This window comes from Roseivirga sp. E12 (assembly GCF_017592825.1).
GTDB lineage: Bacteria > Bacteroidota > Bacteroidia > Cytophagales > Cyclobacteriaceae > Roseivirga.
In genome coordinates, this window is record NZ_JAGFMD010000009.1 from 38,607 (window position 1) to 54,303 (window position 15,697).

Here is a 15,697-nt window from a genome sequence, read left to right on the forward strand (position 1 = left end):
GATGAAAAGAAACGTAGGCATCCTAATTTTTAACGAAGCAGAGGTACTGGATTTTGCAGGCCCATTTGAGGTCTTCTCCGTAGCTTCCGAAGTACATAATTTCGAACTGTTTGATGTATTTACTATTGCCAAGTCCAAAGCACCGATATCAGCCGTAAATGGTCTTTCAGTAAATCCAGACTATACTTTTGAAAATCATCCTCCCATTGACATTCTCATTATTGCAGGCGGCTCAGGCACTAGGTCACTGCTAGATGATCAAAACACACTTGACTGGGTAGAGAACATAAATCAGTCCTCCGAAATCACCATAAGCATATGTTCTGGCGCAAGGTTGTTGGCGAAATTGGGCCTTCTTGATGGCAAGCCCTATTGTACACACCATCAGGTGTATGATCACTTAAAAGAGTTGGTACCAACGGGTTTGCCCCAGCAAGACAAGCGCTTTGTCAATGCTTTTAAGGTTTATACCTCAGGTGGAATTTCTGCTGGCATTGACCTATCGTTTCATATCGTAGGGGAGCTACACGGTAAGGAAGTAGTTCGGGCTACAGCGGAATATATGGAGTATAGATTGATTGCCCCTTAGGGTTGTTGGTACATTGATAAAACCAAGTTCTCTAGTGTAAATACATTCATCCAGATTAATTTTTGTCATTCCCATCCAAACATCTGCTTTGTAAATCGTAATTACCTGATAACCAATAGAATTCATAGTTTTATATAGGGTCATTTTGATCCTTTCACCTAATATTAGAATTATGAAAATTGACCAACCTATCAGGCAGTTATGCCTATTGTTCATTATTTCAGCCAGTTTACTACTCCAGAGTTGCGGTGAAACCGAAGATTCCTCACCCGATGATAACCCTCAAGAAAGTATTGGAACGCTGATCATGCAATCTGAGGCATTCAGTGAGTTTGCTAGCCTTATTTCAATTGCCGATCGCGAAATCCCTCAGGGAGAAATGGGTATCCTTCAAATGTTAAATGAAACAAGTGACAACACAGAGATAACGGTCTTTGCCCCTTCCAATGAGGTTTTCGAATTGCTTGCTGAGCAATGGAGTACCCCAAACTTTCAAGCAACTGTGGCCGATGTGATTGACGAATTTACGCACAGTGGACAGCCTGCTAAAACTAGAGACTTCGTGCTAGGGCATATTTTTAAAAGTCAGGAGCGTTTCGCACGTTCAAACTTTGAAACAGATCTAGCGCTGCAAAGTGAGAAAGGGATTCGCTGGCGAATGATTGCCTCGGAGAATGCTACTTCAGGTTTTGGGTTTGTGCTAGAGAATGGCTCACCCAATGATAATCCATACCTTATTTTTGAGACGGATGTATTAGCAGGTAGCAACGGAATTGTACATGCTGCTTTAGTCAACTAAAGTTGAATATTGGACTTAGTAGAAGTACTGAAAAGCCAGCGTCCTGCTGGCTTTTCTATTTTATAGTTTGCCCTATCCAGTCGGCATAATCGCTGACACGCGTATAATATTCATAAACACCATATCGGCCTTCTGGCCTTCCCATACCTCTCCCATCCTGATGAGAACTAACTCCTAAGATATAGGCCTGATCTCCATCGAACCATAAAGCCGGACCTCCACTATCGCCTGGACCACTGATACCTTCTAAGGGCAATGCATCTTTCGAATCGGGTGCATCAAATGTAAATCGGATAAAGCCTCCGCTAGGTCGAAAACCATCGATTTTATTCTGAGCTGCTCGCATCTTCCTGTCCTTGTTAATAGCACCATCAGCCATTCCCTTGTCGCCAGTTCCTGCCCAGCCAGTACCGGCAAAAATTATCTCCTTACCTAGCTCATCATCCTTGGTGTATATCTTTGCCAACTCTACATCAGGAACATCTTTTTCAAGTTCTAATAAGGCGACATCATGCATGATACTCTGCCCCTCTCTAAACTCGGGATGGATCACTTTTTGTTTGATCTTATACTTCACTCCATCGACCGTTACATCTTCGCCTATTTGAGGGACAACGGCAACGTGGGCAGCAGTAATGATCCAGTTGGATCGAATGAAAGTACCGCAGCCTGCATTGAGCCGAATGACAGAACCGGCATACTGATCAGCTAAAGCTAGATATTTAGCTTCGTCCACATCGTGGCGCATTACGATATCATCTGTGGAAGTAAGGCAGAGTAATCCGATGAGAACAGTCGAGAGTAATTTCATAATTGGAATGTTATTTTTCGAATATAAGTAAGTGATTACATAATAATAACTAATTTCTTAGGTTTAACATTTTTTAAGGAATGAAACACCCTCGTATATTTCATTCATTGCGCAAAACCTCAGCCAGGTTGGATTGAGCAGTTTCAAGGGATTGATATAAGAAGAAAGAAAACCAGCACCTTATTAATCACTACGGTAAGTACTAACACAACCCTGTCAAAACTGATGCAATAGGCAAACTGATTGAGCTATTACAAGAGTATATCAAAATATCTTCCCTTGAAGGAATAGAGGTTGGAGGTATTGCTTCTTAAATAATCACTCAATACTAAAAAAATTAACTACACTACTATTATTCTATATTGATCATAATAATCAATTAATTAGAATAGTATATTTAAATGATTCAAATAATTAACATCTCAAAAATGACCAAAAGACTGACTTATACACTATTTTTCACATTTTCTTTAGTCTTCTTAGCTCACCATTCATCAGCTCAACAGACATTGACTTGGATGGACCTTGTACAAGTCTCAATATCAGGGGACACCATAACCAAATCAAGCTCAGGAACAGATTGGACTGCTGGTGCAGCATCAGAAGAGCGATTAGACTACCTTACTGATGGATGGATAGAAACAATTGTCAATGAAACCAACTTGCATAGAGCTATTGGGCTTAGCGAACAAAATATAGATGCCGGTTTGAATACCATAGATTTCATGTTTTTGCTTTTAGCAAATGGCAACATACAAATTAGAGAAAACAATACCGTAATAAGCCAAAACACGCCTTATCAAACTGGTGATACGTTACGCATAGAGCGCTTGGGAGGTGACATATTGTACAAGAAAAATGGCACAACAATTTATACCTCAACACAAACTTCCGTATTGCCACTTATTGTAGATCTAAGCTTGAGAGATCAGGGAGCCTCTCTTATCAAAATATCATCATCGCTTTCTTTTCTTGACCCCACCAGTCAGCCTCCCCCAATCCAACAGTCGATTAGCTGGAAGGACACTGTGGGTGTGACCTTTATGGATAACAAAATAATCCGAACTGCTGCAGGCACGGAGTGGACAGCCGGAGCGGCATCGGTAGAGAAATTGGACTACCTTACTGACGGCTGGGTGGAAACTGTTATCCATGAAAACTATACCCAACGTGCAATTGGTCTTAGTGAACAAAACATAGATGCCGGTTTAAATACTATTGACTTTATGTTTTTGCCTTTGGCCATTGGTAACCTACAAATTAGAGAGAATAATAGCGTAATAAGCCAAAACATATTATATCAGACGGGTGATACGCTGCGGATTGAACGACTTGGAGGTAACATACTGTACAAGAAAAACGGAATTATACTCTACACATCAACTCAAATTTCAACATCTCCACTTATAGTAGATTTAAGCATGAGAGATAGGGGATCATCCCTAATGAGCATTTCTACCTCCTCCTCATTCATCAATCACAACAATACTCAACCTCTCCCTGTGGAGCAATCAATTAATTGGACAGACACAGTTGATGTAACGTTTATTGGTGATAAAATTATCAAATCGGCTTCCAATACTGACTGGACGACAGGGGCAGCATCAGTAGAGAGATTGGAATATCTTGAAGATGGTTGGCTGGAGACTATTGTTAACGAAACCTATACTCAAAGAGCATTTGGCTTGAGTGAGTTCAACTTAGATGCCGGCTTAAACACCATTGACTTCATGTTATTGCTACTATCAAACGGATACCTGCAAGTAAGAGAGAATAACACTATCATCAGTCAAAACACCCCCTACAGTTCCGGTGACACCCTACGTATTGAACGCCTTGGGAGCAACATTTTGTACAAAAAAAACGGAAGTATTATCTACACTTCTACGCAAACTTCAACATCACCGCTTTTGGCAGATTTAAGCTTCAGAGATTACGGTGCTTCATTAATGAGTTTGTCTACATCTTCTTCATTCTTCAATAACGATAATGACACAAACAATGGTCAATGGGGTAAACTCGGCAACACTCTTTACCATCTTGACTCTGTAACTATTGGAACCGATATCCCAATAGAAGGTCACCTACTAAGCGTAAAGGGCAAAATTGCCGCACAAGGAGTGAAGGTTACTTTAGACGGCTGGGCTGACTTTGTTTTCAAAAATGAGTACGATTTAATGTCTATTAAAGAACTTCAGGTGTTCATTGAAAAGTATGGCCACCTACCTGATGTCCCTAAAACAAGCGAGGTGCTTTCCCAAGGCATCAACCTTGGAGAAATGAACAAGCTATTACTTCAAAAAATAGAGGAGCTCACGTTACATTTGATACAACAAAACAAACGAATTGAAAAACTTGAAAGCGAGATTAAGAAGAAGAATTAAATCTCAGCTTTAATCAGTTTTTGATGAACTGTCTATTCCTTGACTAAAAAATTGTTAAACACACAACTTTATGTATGTATCCCGTGTTGATACATTCAAATGTTTATAGTACCAGAACAAATTACAGACGGAGGCCCTTGGTATGCTGAAACACATATCACGGACAACTTAATTGTTGAACCATGGAATGCCTTCTCTTCTTTAGCCATAGCTGCTCCTGCGATCTATTTTCTCTGGAAAATCCGAAAGAACCCTAAGCAATACGGTTTTCTTCTAGCAGCAATTCCCTTTTTGTTCCTAAACGGGCTAGGCAGCACCCTTTTTCATGGCTTAAGAACATCTAGGGTTTTCCTCTTAATGGACTTTATGCCCGCGCTAATACTCACGCTGATGATTACCGTTTATTTCTGGTCTCGCGTATTACCCAAATGGTGGATGAGTTTTGTAGTAATCACACCAATATTCTTGATGCGATTTGGGGTAATTGACCTAATTCCCGGACAAGGAGGCATTAATACTTCTTATATGATTAGTGGTATAGCGTTTCTACTACCAGTCTTCTTAATCCTAAGAAAGTATCAGTTCAAAAAAAGTATCAACATTATAATTGGTGCTATTTGCTTTGTTCTTGCCATCTATTTTAGACAAGTCGATAAAGAATTCACAGAAATTGTCGCATTTGGTACACACTTCCTATGGCACATCTTCTCTGGTATTGGTGCCTTCTTATTGGCTGACTATCTTTATTTCATTCGAAATAGAGAGTTGGAAGCAAAGGCAAACTTAAGACCAGCTAGTTCCTAAGATTGGTACGCACTGTCGGTTTGCTAACAGCTTTTCTTTTTGAAATTGAATTACTTAGCTTTAGTTAAAACAACTAACACTTTTTAGTATGCAAAAACCTGTAGCGGTTGCCAAATTTTCATCCTTAGGCGAAAAAGAACCTACTCATGCCTTAGTCTCTTCAACAGACCTTGTCGTCATCCGATATGGTGACGAAGTATCGGTACTTTATGGTCGTTGCCTTCACAGAGGTGCTTTACTCTCTGACGGGCATGTAGATGGCCATAATTTGATCTGTGGGTTGCACAATTGGGACTATCGAATAGACACTGGTGTGAGCGAATACAACAACAGTGAGTTTTTGAATAAGTTCGCCTCCAAAATTGAGAATGATGAGGTAGTCATAGATGAGCAAGAGGTTATTGATTTTGAGGTCTCAAGTCCCGCTCCTTTCAATCGTGATGAGTACTTAGGGGAATATGCGGACACGCATCCAGAATCCACGGAACCTTATACCCGCTATATTAAAGAGCTTGCTCAAAATGGTTTGAAAAACTGGGGGCATCATGGCCCAACAGAAGCCATGGGTGTAGAGAGGAATACGCTTCCAAAATGGGAAGACATTCAATTCTTACCTGCTCAGCTTTCCAGAAGGCCGCTATTGGATCACGAAAGTGTTGGAACGAAAACCATTATTGGTCCGAATGCTAAAAAACCGCTCGAATTAGATATACCGCTGTTTGTTTCTGACATGTCATTTGGTGCTCTATCAAGAGAAGCAAAAATTGCTCTGTCAAAAGGAGCCGAGATGGCCGGAACGGGCATCTGCTCAGGTGAAGGGGGAATGCTTCCAGAAGAACAAGAAAGCAATGCGAGATACTTTTATGAATTAGCTTCCGCGCAGTTTGGTTTTTCTTGGGACAAGCTGAAGAATGTACAGGCCTTCCACTTCAAAGGTGGTCAAGGTGCAAAGACCGGAACTGGCGGCCATTTACCTGGGCATAAAGTATCGAAAGAAATTGCCGAGGTAAGAGGCTTGAATGAAGGCGAATCGGCTATCTCACCTGCTACCTTTCCAAACTTTCATGGCGTTCAAGACTTTAAGGATTTTACTGCAAAAGTGAGAGAGGTGACTGGTGGTATTCCCGTAGGCTTTAAAATCTCTGCGGCTCGATTAGAAGAAGACATTGACTTTGCCTTAGAGGTCGGTGTTGACTATATCATTCTTGATGGACGCGGTGGTGGAACTGGTGCTGCCCCAACAATATTGAGAGATAACATCAATGTGCCGACTATTCCAGCCTTGGCTAGGGCAAAAAAGCATTTGGATGATCGAAAGGCCGAGGGCGTATCCCTTGTTATTACAGGTGGATTGAGAGTTGCCGAAGATTTTGCCAAGGCCATGATGATGGGTGCAGATGCAGTTGCTGTATCAAACTCAGCGCTGCAAGCCATTGGATGCTTGGGTATGCGGGCCTGCAACACCAACAATTGTCCAGTAGGGATCGCCACTCAAAAAGAGAATTTAAGACAAAGACTAATCATACAGTCTTCGGCCAAACAATTACATAACTTCTTTAGCGCTACGACTGATTTAATGAAAGTAGTAGCCCGGTCTTGTGGGCATGATGATTTCACCAAATTTAATCACTCAGACTTGAGCACATTCAATTGGGATATCCATAAATTGGCTGGAATCCCCTATGCCGGGATAAATCCTTAAGGAAGAACAAACAATGGAAGAAGTATATAAGAGGTCGATTGAGCTGCATGAAAAAATGCAGGGCAAAATCGAAATGACGAACAAGATTGCGGTTGATAATACTGATACCTTATCATTGGTCTATTCACCAGGTGTAGCACAGCCTTGCCTAGAAATTGAAAAGGATCCAGAGCGTGCTTATGATATGACCATGAAAGGGAATACCATAGCCGTAGTAACCAACGGAACTGCTGTTTTGGGACTGGGAGATATTGGACCATTAGCCTCGCTACCCGTGATGGAAGGCAAAGCCATGCTCTTCAAAAAGTTTGCGGGCATCAATGCGGTGCCCATCTGTATTGACAGTAATAATACTAGGCACATCATTGAAACGATTACTAGGATAGCGCCAGCATTTGGCGGTATTAACCTAGAGGACATTAAAGCTCCAGAGAGCTTCGAAATTGAAGAGAAACTTCAGGACTTGGGCATTCCCGTTTTTCATGACGATCAGCATGGTACTGCTATTGTTACTTTGGCTGCTCTTGTAAATGCATGCAAAGTACTAGGCAAAGAATTGAGCGAAATGAAAGTGGTTGTTAATGGCGCTGGAGCGGCCGGTATTGCCATAGCCAAGTTATTGAGGTGCTTTAACATAGACTCAGACCTCTGCAAACCTGTTAAGCAACTTATTGTCTGTGATAGCAAAGGTGCCATCCACCGTTTCCGTCACGACCTGAATAAAGCAAAAACGGAGCTCTTGAAGTATTCTAACTTCCAAGATGTAAAAGGAGATATTCATGATGTTATTAAAGATGCCGATGTATTTGTTGGTGTGAGTAAAGGCAATCTTTTGACCAAGGATGACATTAAAAACATGGCTCCAAGTCCTGTGATTTTTGCCATGGCCAACCCTACACCTGAAATTTTGCCTGAAGATGCCTTCGAAGCAGGCGCTTCGATTGTCGGCACGGGCAGAAGCGACTATCCTAACCAGATTAATAATGTTCTGGCTTTCCCCGGCATTTTTAAGGGGGCCTTGTTGGCAAGAGCTGAAACAATAAGTACAGAAATGAAGCTTGCTGCAGCATATGCCATTGCCAGCTCAGTCGAGAACCCTACTCGAGAAATGGTAATTCCTTCGGCACTCGATACTTCATTGGCAGAAATAGTTGCTAAGGCCGTAGAACAAGCGGTTTATCACGAAAGAGAAATGGAAAAGAAAATGGCAACTACCTAAGCAGTAACTCTATGTTAGAAATCATCGCGACCATATTGCTACTCCTCTTGGCACTCTACGTTCTTATCGGAATTGTCTTCTACTTTCCATTTATCAAGAAGGGAGTTCACAAAATAGACGAAGGCGTAAAAGACGCACCAAAGTTTATGAAGGTGCTAATCTTTCCTGGAACAGTAGCCTTATGGCCAATCTTACTCAAGAAAGTAAAGAAGGGAGAGCTATCATGAATGTAAAGCTGCGCAAAAGACATCGGTACATGTGGATGGTTTTAGGGGTAGCCTTACCTCTACTCTGCCTTGAAGCCATCGAGGCCATTCCTGAAAATACGATCGCAGATATTCCGAGACATTCATGCTCATTGGATATTGGTATTTGTGGTATTGACAATGCAGAGTACCCGATTATTATCGAGCAGAGTAAAAGTGCCAATGTTCTGAGTCTAAAAATCAAGGCTCCTTTAAAGTCCGCCTTCACACTCGCTTACTTGTCAGACACTCAAGAGTTAAATGAGAATGCAAGTCTGCTTGGAGCAATTCACACCATGGGTGATTATAGTTTTGGTCTTGAATCACAGGAAAGTAGTCAACGCTATCTGTTACTTGTTGACAAACTGAATAACAAAACTCTTTATCATCAACTAATCGAAAATTCCACAGAATGAGTGTAAACTACGCGGGCATACTGTGGAATAGGCAGAAGAGGATTTATGACATCATCCTCTTGGTTTTTGTGGTCGCTTATATAGGGCTTTATATTGGTTTTACATCCATTTATAATCCCGAACTGACAGCTGAGACCATGATTATTCGAGCAACTGCTACACTGGCATTGCTCCTACTTCATATTATCCTTAGTATCGGTCCACTGTCTAGATTAAACAAACGATTCCTGCCTCTGCTCTACAACAGAAGGCACCTGGGTGTCACCATGTTTCTGGTAGCACTAGTGCATGGAATTTTCAGCATACTTCAGTTCCATTCTTTGGGAAACAAGAACCCATTGATTTCGCTCTTGACTTCAAATGGTAGCTATGATAGTTTGGTACGATTTCCTTTCCAGGTTTTAGGCTTTTTCGCACTGATCATCTTCTTCCTGATGGCTGCAACAAGTCATGACTTCTGGTTGAAAAACTTAAGCCCGAAAGTCTGGAAAACACTCCATATGCTAGTATATGTGGCATACGGCATGATCATTATGCATGTCATGCTGGGTGTAGTACAATTAGAATCATCCCCTTTTCTATATGGCGGGCTTATGCTAGGTATGATGTTGATCATTGGACTGCACTTTGCCTCTTCTGTGCTATCTGGGCGAGGTTTAGATCTCAAGTCTGATGGCTATTATTATGCCTGTGATCTGGATGATATTCAGGATGATTGCGCTAAAGTGCTCACTCTAAATGGTGAGAACATTGCCATCTTTAAATATGACGGCAAGCTTTCGGCTATTAATAATGTATGCAAGCATCAAAACGGTCCTCTTGGTGAAGGCAAAGTCATAGACGGTTGTGTAACATGCCCGTGGCATGGCTATCAATATGAACCGCATAATGGCACTTCGCCACCACCATTTACGGAGAAGGTATCTACCTATGAAATTAAGCTAGAGGGCGTCAGAGTTTTCGTAAACCCAGCACCAAAGCCGGAAGGCACCACAATTGAACCTGTAACCTTTGAAAGTTAGACGATGAAAAACGACTTCTATATTGGTTATATGCCCAAGGCTCCTAAAGGAATCGTGCGATTTGTATTGGCCTTTGTGCTAATTCTCTTCGTCATTATGGGAGGTGTTTCTTATTTCCTTTCCACTTCACATGACCACATTACAAATGGCACATACGAGTTCGGTGAGCTAACAGAGCTGACAGGAGTAATTAGAATGGGACCCGTTCCTCACATTAGAATCGTTGCTGATGCTGATGGGAAAATAGGGAAGAACATCATGCTGATCGACTTTGGAAAGTTTGGAGCCAAAACCTCTGTAGAAAAGATGCAGGAGCAAATTGGTTCTAACATCAGTGAGTTCGAAGTTACCATACGAGGAACACTCATTTACCAAGATGGCTTTACCCTTCTTGAGCTTACTGAAAAGGAAAAAGCCCTGCAGCGGTACGAAAAACTTGAACAAGCCTCTCGGTATCAGCTTTTCCCAACCGCAATGGTTACAAAGTCTCTAATAGGTGAGATAGTAGATCCCAAATGTTACTTCGGTTCCATGAAACCAGCGCAGAGCAAGCCTCATCGCTCATGCGCTTCACTTTGCATTTCTGGAGGAATACCTCCTGTCTACGTAGTGCAAACACCTGAAAAGACGGCAGAGTACTATATTCTTAAAGGCCTTGAAGGCGAAGATTTAAATGATGAGATCTTAGATTTTGTAGCCGACCCAACGCGTATTGAGGGTATGGTTACTGAATTCGGTGAATGGAAAGTCCTCTATATGGACCCTGAAAAAATTAGACGACTAGAATAATGGATAACTGGGTCATACCGCTAACACTTCTTCCCGGCATTGGTATGATCATCATGTCAACTTCGCACCTCAGCACCGCTACGAGTGACGAAATCAATCAATTACTCAGGGATGACCTGTGTGATACCTCGCTCATCAAAAAGAAGATTTCTCAGCTCTACTTATTGAACTTGGCAAAAGTCTGTCTTTACATCAGTGTAGCCGTATTTTCTATTGCAGGGCTAATTGAGGCCATTTTCACATTACAATCGTCAATGCACGACAGTGTCATTAGACCAATATTATTAATTATCGGAGTGTCGACCCTTGTATTGGCTACTCTGATTCTGATTGTTTTCTCTACTCGGAAAGTAAAGATCAAACGAGATCAATTTTTAAACCGCATTAAACCATAGACCCATGGCTACAAAGATGAAATGGCACAAAGTGCTCGACAATACCGAAGAATTGCCCGAAGGACGAGTGATGTCTGTTACGGCAGAACATCAAGGTATTTGCCTTACTCATTTTGAAGGTAAGTTCTCTGCGCTCGACAATAGATGTCCTCACCAAGGAGGTCCACTGGGAGAAGGAAGTATTGAAAATGGTCTACTCAGGTGCCCGTGGCATGGTTGGGATTATCACCCTTGCACAGGAATTGCTCCGGGCTTTGATGATGGTGTAGAAACTTTCCTCACCAAAGTCGAAGGTGATTCCGTCTATGTAGGGATAGAAGAAGAAGCACCTCATGAAACTACCATATCGGACGTAATGGTAGAGACTATGGTCAACTGGGGAGTGAACAAGGTATTCGGTATGGTTGGACACTCCAACCTAGGTTTTGCTGATGCCATGCGCAGACAGGAAGAAAAAGGAAATCTCAACTTCTATGGTATTCGCCATGAAGGAGCTGCCGCCTTTGCAGCATCGGCTTATGGAAAACTGACGGGTAAGCCTGCAGCCTGCTTCTCTATTGCAGGACCGGGAGCTACAAATCTATTCACTGGTCTTTGGGATGCTAAAGTGGACCGAGCGCCAATCCTAGCACTTACAGGTCAGGTCGCTACGCAAGTGGTAGGTACTGGAAATTTTCAAGAAGTTGATCTTGTAAAAGCATTTAGTACTGTGGCTGAATTCAATCACAGGGTACAGAATAATTCAAAGCATTCTGAGTTGATGTCTTTAGCTGTCAAACATTCTATTCTTAGAAGAGATGTTTCGCATTTAACCTTCCCAGATGAAGTACAGGAGCTTCCTGCACCTAGTAATGCGGAAGCACAAAACGCTGAAGGCAGAATGCCTGCCCCTCAGATTACTCCTGCACAGGAAAGTATTGATAAGGCTTTGTCTATGTTCAAAGGAGCCAAGCGACCAGTCATTATTGTAGGGCATGGCGCCAGGTTCCACATGAATGCTATTACCGCTTTTGCCGAAAGCATCAATGCTCCGATTCTCACTACTTTCAAAGCAAAAGGGCTTATCTCTGATAGTCATCCACTGGGTTGTGGGGTGCTCGGTAGAAGCGGAACTCCAATTGCCTCTTGGTTTATGAATGAGGCCGATTTGCTTTGTGTATTTGGTGCTTCTTTCTCGAATCACACAGGTATTACAGATCATAAACCAACCATACAGGTTGATTTCGATCCATTGGCACTGAGCAAGTTTCATAAGATTGATGCCCCAGTTTGGGGAGAAATCTCAGCTACTGTGAAAATCTTTAGTGATGAATTGTCAGGAAAGGTAGATACCATTGATCAACGCCCTGAAGTTGCTAAAAGGTGGGCAATATGGAAGTCTGAGAAAGCCAAGCGACTCATTGACGACCGTGGAAATGGCATCAGCTCTATCGCAGTTTTTGATGCAATGAACAAGGTTGCCCCAGAAAATGCAGTAATGTGTGTAGACGTTGGAAATAATGCCTACTCCTTTGGACGCTACTTCGAAAGTAAATCACATGACTTCCTTATGTCGGGCTATTTAGGGTCAATAGGCTTTGCCTTCCCTGCTGCTATGGGAGCATGGGCTGCAGTTGGCGATACACGTCCTGTTGTAGCAGTTGCTGGAGATGGTGGATTTTGCCAGTACCTTGCCGAACTAACTACTGCTGTTAAGTATAACATGCCAATCAAATTGATTTTGCTCAACAACTCTGAGCTTGGAAAGATCTCTAAGGAACAACGTGCAGGAGAATTTGATGTTTGGGCCACAGACCTACATAATCCTAACTTCTCAGAGTACGCTAACAGCTGTGGAGCAATGGGTATCAGGGTAGAGAAAAGAGAAGATCTGGAGGCTCAGATGGAAAAAGTATTTGCCCATAATGGCCCTGCTTTACTTGAGGTAATAGCTGACGTGGGGCTGATCTAATCCAATGTTTTGACTGAACCTAACATTGTAGGTCATGACACTTTTTGTCACTCACTTCATTAAGTAATTCATCTCTTTTCGCGCATCGTTGATGTTGCAAAAAGAGATGAAAACAATACTTAATATTCTAATCATATCGGTTCTTAATGGGCTATTTACAAGCCCTTCCTCAGCCTATAGTGGGCCCACTTATGCAGATAAGAAAACCAAAGAGGTTATAGAGCAAATGATCGAAGCTCATGGGAGCTATGACAAATGGAAAGGTTTGAAAACCATGTCATTCAAAACTGTCATGCACAGCGATGCACTCGGTTTTCTTAGATTTTGGATTACCGAACAATCCTTTGACATGGCAACAAGAAGGTCATTTCATGATTGGCCTTTGATTGGTTCCCAATTGACTTACGATGGTAAAGAGGCTTGGACGGTTAATTGGCGTAATGGTAATCCTCCAAACCACCAGCACTACGTATGGTTTTACTATTTGAATTTACCTTGGCTTACTCAAGAAGATCATGTAAAGCTCGGCAAAGCTGAGAAAATCAGTCATGATGCATTTGAAAACGAGGTTTACAAGGTAGAGATGAGTTATAAGAAATCTCCCATACTGGGTAAATCAAAAAATGACACCTATACCCTATACATTGATGCACGTACATTTTTATTGGTTGGGTATGAATATACCGTTGGTTACGGCCCATTGCTTGACACACTCAATGTCCCAAAAGACCAAAAAGTCTTTGGTCCTGTTTTAAGGGTGAATACCTACACAGCCGAGATTGACGGCCTGAAATTTCCAGCATTAATGACCACTAGCGATACAGAGCAAAAACAGCAATATGGCGATCATGCAGCATACGATTTCAAATTTAATTTTGAATTTGACGAATCTCGAATGCAAAAGCCCGCAAATGCCGTGGTGGACACATCGAAGGATATAAGAAAAAAGTAATTCTGTTTTGATTTGACCTTGAGGCCAGATGCTTTTGTAGCATCTGGCCTTTTTTCATTACGGCCAGCCTCTTAAAGTCAGTATCAGCTAGCCGACATTCTTGAGTCAGGAATCTGATCGAAAGCAACTTAATATCCTGTATATTGTGTTGACGGAAAAATATCAATTATGAAAGCTATTTGGAACGATGAAGTAATTGCTGAAAGCAACGAAACAGTGGTAGTAGAGGGAAATCACTACTTCCCACATGACTCCATCAAAAAAGAATATTACAAAGACAGCAGCACACATTCCAACTGCCCATGGAAGGGCATGGCGAGCTATTACACTATCGAAGTAAACGGATCTGAGAACCCAGATGCCGCATGGTATTACCCTGAAACTTCTGAATTAGCAAAGGGAATAAAGAACTATGTTGCCTTTTGGAAAGGTGTTAAAATAGAAGACTAATGGGACTGTTTCACTGGAAAAAGAATCCAATACCTACGCCTGAAGGAGTTTGTCCAAACTGTTGGGGACTTCAAGAGTATGGCGGTAAGGCCATTGACCTTATGGAGGATAAGCAGATTGATGTGAACAACAGCACAACGCGACATGCTTTTATTCAAGATTTTGTGGTAAGCCATGTGAATGGTATCCAATTAAAAAAACATGCTCAGGGCTATGTCTGCCCTACTTGTCAAAAAGAGTATGCCAAAGACTTAAAAGAGATCAGCAGATAGTATGAGCCTTGCTTCAATCAAATCCAATTGGTCATTATTAAGTGGTAACGACCCAAAGTCTCTTGCTCCGGCTATTGAGCAAATTCATAGAGGTGTTCAGTTTATTGCTATGGCAGGCAAACACTATGTAAAAAATGTTCCTGACGACAGTCATACCAACTTAAGGTGGCTTCCACAGGAAGAAGTACTTGCAGGGAATTGGATAAGGGAACGCAAGGGCAATTTTCGTTTTGCAATGCGATCAAAAGAGCTCACGTTGATTGTATACAATGCCGATATGAAACCTACTTCTGAGTTTCCTTTACATGACAAAACCAATGACGATGCACTCGCCTGGGTAAAAAGTCAGCTCGCTACTTATGGAAAAGATGCTTCTCTTATGAAGATGGATATTCATTATGATATACCTCCTCATAAAACCGACAAAGGGGCACCATACAAGTTTGAAATACCGTCTCTCTTCGAGGAAATGGCCAAGCATAGAGCAAACAGCAACTTGGCACTAGAATACTTTGCCAAAGCTCATAAAACTGCCTCTACTACAAGAACCTGGCCCCATCACTTCGATCATGGTGTTTACATACCTATGACATTTGACGATGCAGGCAATGCAACTAAATCTTTCAGCATTGGTATGGGCATTCCCGATCCGGCCAGCGAAGAGCCCTATTATTACATTACCACTTGGTCACAGGCAGGAGACAACCACTATAAAGATTTGGAAGCACTTCCACATGGAAAATGGATACAAGAACCCTTCAATGGTGCTGTGCTTAAAGTCTCTGAAATAGTAAAGTCAAAGTCTGCTGCACAGCAATCGAAGATGGTAATGGACTTCCTAAAAGCAGGTATCTCTGCATCAAAGAACATTCTCGGTCTCTAAATCAGAGGGACAAA

At 41.9% G+C, this 15,697-nt stretch carries 17 protein-coding genes; 16 read left to right on the forward strand and 1 reads right to left on the reverse strand.

The window, feature by feature from the left end; translation table 11 throughout:
• The first annotated feature begins 1 nt into the window (after position 1).
• The gene (locus J4E76_RS17530; protein WP_208506093.1) at positions 2 to 589 is read left to right on the forward strand and encodes a DJ-1/PfpI family protein; all 588 of its coding nucleotides are present in this window, start codon (positions 2 to 4) and stop codon (positions 587 to 589) included.
• 172 nt (positions 590 to 761) lie between these two features.
• A complete protein-coding gene (locus J4E76_RS17535; RefSeq protein WP_208506094.1) occupies positions 762 to 1,388 on the forward strand; it encodes a hypothetical protein in 627 nt (208 codons plus the stop codon).
• A 55-nt stretch (positions 1,389 to 1,443) separates the two neighbouring features.
• Here J4E76_RS17535 and J4E76_RS17540 read toward each other — a convergent pair whose 3' ends face one another.
• Positions 1,444 to 2,199 (reverse strand): trypsin-like serine protease, encoded by a 756-nt coding sequence (locus J4E76_RS17540; RefSeq protein ID WP_208506095.1) that lies wholly within the window; start codon positions 2,197 to 2,199, stop codon positions 1,444 to 1,446.
• Positions 2,200 to 2,627: 428 nt separating this feature from the next.
• Between J4E76_RS17540 and J4E76_RS17545 the strand changes: the two genes are divergently transcribed.
• From J4E76_RS17545 to J4E76_RS17610, 14 genes are all read left to right on the forward strand, one after another.
• Positions 2,628 to 4,583, forward strand: a complete 1,956-nt coding sequence (locus J4E76_RS17545) for a hypothetical protein (RefSeq protein ID WP_208506096.1) — start codon at positions 2,628 to 2,630, stop codon at positions 4,581 to 4,583.
• Between the two features lie 99 nt (positions 4,584 to 4,682).
• Positions 4,683 to 5,387: a ceramidase domain-containing protein gene (locus tag J4E76_RS17550; protein WP_208506097.1), complete on the forward strand. Its 705-nt coding sequence runs from the start codon at positions 4,683 to 4,685 to the stop codon at positions 5,385 to 5,387.
• 88 nt (positions 5,388 to 5,475) lie between these two features.
• Positions 5,476 to 7,089, forward strand: a complete 1,614-nt coding sequence (locus tag J4E76_RS17555) for a glutamate synthase-related protein (RefSeq protein WP_208506098.1) — start codon at positions 5,476 to 5,478, stop codon at positions 7,087 to 7,089.
• Positions 7,090 to 7,102: 13 nt separating this feature from the next.
• Entirely contained in the window at positions 7,103 to 8,308 is a 1,206-nt protein-coding gene (locus J4E76_RS17560) for an NADP-dependent malic enzyme (protein WP_208506099.1), read from the forward strand.
• Between the two features lie 11 nt (positions 8,309 to 8,319).
• The gene (locus tag J4E76_RS17565; protein WP_208506100.1) at positions 8,320 to 8,535 is read left to right on the forward strand and encodes a hypothetical protein; all 216 of its coding nucleotides are present in this window, start codon (positions 8,320 to 8,322) and stop codon (positions 8,533 to 8,535) included.
• Positions 8,490 to 8,969, forward strand: a complete 480-nt coding sequence (locus J4E76_RS17570) for a hypothetical protein (RefSeq protein WP_208506101.1) — start codon at positions 8,490 to 8,492, stop codon at positions 8,967 to 8,969. Before J4E76_RS17565 ends, J4E76_RS17570 begins: the two co-directional genes overlap by 46 nt.
• Positions 8,966 to 9,991 (forward strand): Rieske 2Fe-2S domain-containing protein, encoded by a 1,026-nt coding sequence (locus J4E76_RS17575; protein ID WP_208506102.1) that lies wholly within the window; start codon positions 8,966 to 8,968, stop codon positions 9,989 to 9,991. The genes J4E76_RS17570 and J4E76_RS17575 overlap by 4 nt, the downstream gene beginning before the upstream one ends.
• 3 nt (positions 9,992 to 9,994) lie before the next feature.
• Positions 9,995 to 10,780, forward strand: coding sequence for a hypothetical protein (locus J4E76_RS17580; RefSeq protein ID WP_208506103.1), 786 nt, complete (start codon positions 9,995 to 9,997; stop codon positions 10,778 to 10,780).
• Positions 10,780 to 11,175, forward strand: coding sequence for a hypothetical protein (locus tag J4E76_RS17585; protein ID WP_208506104.1), 396 nt, complete (start codon positions 10,780 to 10,782; stop codon positions 11,173 to 11,175). The genes J4E76_RS17580 and J4E76_RS17585 overlap by 1 nt, the downstream gene beginning before the upstream one ends.
• Before the next feature lie 4 nt (positions 11,176 to 11,179).
• Positions 11,180 to 13,126, forward strand: coding sequence for a thiamine pyrophosphate-dependent enzyme (locus tag J4E76_RS17590; RefSeq protein ID WP_208506105.1), 1,947 nt, complete (start codon positions 11,180 to 11,182; stop codon positions 13,124 to 13,126).
• A gap of 106 nt (positions 13,127 to 13,232) precedes the next feature.
• Positions 13,233 to 14,078 carry a hypothetical protein gene (locus J4E76_RS17595; RefSeq protein ID WP_208506106.1) on the forward strand — a complete coding sequence of 282 codons (846 nt, stop codon included), beginning with the start codon at positions 13,233 to 13,235 and terminating at the stop codon, positions 14,076 to 14,078.
• Between the two features lie 168 nt (positions 14,079 to 14,246).
• Positions 14,247 to 14,528, forward strand: coding sequence for a DUF427 domain-containing protein (locus J4E76_RS17600; RefSeq protein WP_208506107.1), 282 nt, complete (start codon positions 14,247 to 14,249; stop codon positions 14,526 to 14,528).
• Entirely contained in the window at positions 14,528 to 14,800 is a 273-nt protein-coding gene (locus J4E76_RS17605; RefSeq protein WP_208506108.1) for a hypothetical protein, read from the forward strand. Before J4E76_RS17600 ends, J4E76_RS17605 begins: the two co-directional genes overlap by 1 nt.
• Before the next feature lies 1 nt (position 14,801).
• A complete protein-coding gene (locus tag J4E76_RS17610) occupies positions 14,802 to 15,683 on the forward strand; it encodes a hypothetical protein (protein ID WP_208506109.1) in 882 nt (293 codons plus the stop codon).
• The last annotated feature ends 14 nt before the right edge of the window (positions 15,684 to 15,697 follow it).

Bases quoted from the DNA above. Each gene is read 5' to 3' on its own strand.
- J4E76_RS17610 (WP_208506109.1), top strand. From the start codon at position 14,802: ATGAGCCTTGCTTCAATCAAATCCAATTGGTCATTATTAAGTGGTAAC.
- J4E76_RS17590 (WP_208506105.1), top strand. From the start codon at position 11,180: ATGGCTACAAAGATGAAATGGCACAAAGTGCTCGACAATACCGAAGAA.
- J4E76_RS17540 (WP_208506095.1), bottom strand. From the start codon at position 2,199: ATGAAATTACTCTCGACTGTTCTCATCGGATTACTCTGCCTTACTTCC.
- J4E76_RS17605 (WP_208506108.1), top strand. From the start codon at position 14,528: ATGGGACTGTTTCACTGGAAAAAGAATCCAATACCTACGCCTGAAGGA.
- J4E76_RS17535 (WP_208506094.1), top strand. From the start codon at position 762: ATGAAAATTGACCAACCTATCAGGCAGTTATGCCTATTGTTCATTATT.
- J4E76_RS17550 (WP_208506097.1), top strand. From the start codon at position 4,683: ATGTTTATAGTACCAGAACAAATTACAGACGGAGGCCCTTGGTATGCT.
- J4E76_RS17530 (WP_208506093.1), top strand. From the start codon at position 2: ATGAAAAGAAACGTAGGCATCCTAATTTTTAACGAAGCAGAGGTACTG.
- J4E76_RS17555 (WP_208506098.1), top strand. From the start codon at position 5,476: ATGCAAAAACCTGTAGCGGTTGCCAAATTTTCATCCTTAGGCGAAAAA.
- J4E76_RS17595 (WP_208506106.1), top strand. From the start codon at position 13,233: ATGAAAACAATACTTAATATTCTAATCATATCGGTTCTTAATGGGCTA.
- J4E76_RS17560 (WP_208506099.1), top strand. From the start codon at position 7,103: ATGGAAGAAGTATATAAGAGGTCGATTGAGCTGCATGAAAAAATGCAG.
- J4E76_RS17570 (WP_208506101.1), top strand. From the start codon at position 8,490: ATGGCCAATCTTACTCAAGAAAGTAAAGAAGGGAGAGCTATCATGAAT.
- J4E76_RS17600 (WP_208506107.1), top strand. From the start codon at position 14,247: ATGAAAGCTATTTGGAACGATGAAGTAATTGCTGAAAGCAACGAAACA.
- J4E76_RS17580 (WP_208506103.1), top strand. From the start codon at position 9,995: ATGAAAAACGACTTCTATATTGGTTATATGCCCAAGGCTCCTAAAGGA.
- J4E76_RS17585 (WP_208506104.1), top strand. From the start codon at position 10,780: ATGGATAACTGGGTCATACCGCTAACACTTCTTCCCGGCATTGGTATG.
- J4E76_RS17545 (WP_208506096.1), top strand. From the start codon at position 2,628: ATGACCAAAAGACTGACTTATACACTATTTTTCACATTTTCTTTAGTC.
- J4E76_RS17575 (WP_208506102.1), top strand. From the start codon at position 8,966: ATGAGTGTAAACTACGCGGGCATACTGTGGAATAGGCAGAAGAGGATT.
- J4E76_RS17565 (WP_208506100.1), top strand. From the start codon at position 8,320: ATGTTAGAAATCATCGCGACCATATTGCTACTCCTCTTGGCACTCTAC.